Origin of the sequence: Heliobacterium chlorum (assembly GCF_014502795.1) — a bacterium.
GTDB classification, from domain to species: domain Bacteria; phylum Bacillota; class Desulfitobacteriia; order Heliobacteriales; family Heliobacteriaceae; genus Heliobacterium; species Heliobacterium chlorum.
Map to the genome: position 1 here is coordinate 1 of NZ_JACVHF010000113.1, position 1,008 is coordinate 1,008.

Annotated in this window: 9 tRNA genes and 1 rRNA gene; all 10 read right to left on the reverse strand. The window is 52.1% G+C overall.

Annotated elements, in window-relative coordinates:
- Window position 1: 1 nt before the first annotated feature.
- Window positions 2-77: transfer RNA gene (locus H1S01_RS20390), tRNA-Lys, on the reverse strand.
- A gap of 6 nt (window positions 78-83) precedes the next feature.
- Window positions 84-168 (reverse strand) — tRNA-Tyr (locus H1S01_RS20395).
- A 6-nt stretch (window positions 169-174) separates the two neighbouring features.
- A tRNA-Phe gene (locus tag H1S01_RS20400) sits at window positions 175-250 on the reverse strand.
- 3 nt (window positions 251-253) lie between these two features.
- Window positions 254-330: transfer RNA gene (locus tag H1S01_RS20405), tRNA-Val, on the reverse strand.
- A 9-nt stretch (window positions 331-339) separates the two neighbouring features.
- Window positions 340-414: transfer RNA gene (locus H1S01_RS20410), tRNA-Cys, on the reverse strand.
- A gap of 1 nt (window position 415) precedes the next feature.
- Window positions 416-491, reverse strand: a tRNA-His gene (locus tag H1S01_RS20415).
- Window positions 492-496: 5 nt separating this feature from the next.
- Window positions 497-570, reverse strand: a tRNA-Gly gene (locus H1S01_RS20420).
- A gap of 20 nt (window positions 571-590) precedes the next feature.
- Window positions 591-667, reverse strand: a tRNA-Pro gene (locus tag H1S01_RS20425).
- A gap of 3 nt (window positions 668-670) precedes the next feature.
- Window positions 671-764 (reverse strand) — tRNA-Ser (locus H1S01_RS20430).
- A gap of 145 nt (window positions 765-909) precedes the next feature.
- Window positions 910-1,008: ribosomal RNA gene (locus tag H1S01_RS20435) — 23S ribosomal RNA — on the reverse strand; the annotation flags it as partial.

The window sequence follows — 1,008 nt, forward strand, 5'->3', positions numbered from 1 at the left end:
ATGGTGATCCATGCTGGACTCGAACCAGCGACACCCTGATTAAAAGTCAGGTGCTCTACCAACTGAGCTAATGGATCATTAGATGGTGGAGGGAGAAGGATTCGAACCTTCGAAGGCAGAGCCGGCAGATTTACAGTCTGCTCCCTTTGGCCACTCGGGAATCCCTCCGATGGATGGTGCCTCGGGGCGGAATCGAACCACCGACACGAGGATTTTCAGTCCTCTGCTCTACCGACTGAGCTACCGAGGCAAATGGTGGGCGATAACGGAATCGAACCGCTGACCTCTTGCATGTCAAGCAAGCGCTCTAACCATCTGAGCTAATCGCCCGAGTAATTATGGAGGCGGCACCCAGATTCGAACTGGGGAATAAAGGTTTTGCAGACCTTTGCCTTACCACTTGGCGATGCCGCCATGGGGCGATTGATGGGACTTGAACCCACGAGTGCCGGAGCCACAATCCGGTGCGTTAACCACTTCGCCACAACCGCCATGATGGAGCGGGTGATGGGAATCGAACCCACGTAACTAGCTTGGAAGGCTAGGGCTTTACCATTAAGCTACACCCGCATTTTTACTTGTGATTAAGATGGTCGGAGTGACACGACTTGAACGTGCGGCCTCCTGCTCCCGAAGCAGGCGCTCTACCAAACTGAGCTACACCCCGATATGGCGGAGAGAAAGGGATTCGAACCCTTGAGACAGGTTTTGCCCGCCTACACGATTTCCAATCGTGCGCCTTCGACCAACTCGGCCATCTCTCCAAAGAACAATAAAGATTTTATAACAGAATCATCAGCTTTTCAAGGGGTTTTTCCTGGAAAAGAGCCCTTTATTTAAAGGGTTTGTCCATTAAAGGTTTGCCCCTTGAGAACTGCACAGGTTCGTATTATATACGATGTAAAGCTTAAGGTCAAGTCCTCGACCGATTCGTACCCGTCGACTGAACGCCTCACGGCGTGTACATCTCGGGCCGATCGACCAGGTCATCTTCCTGGGGTCTTACCT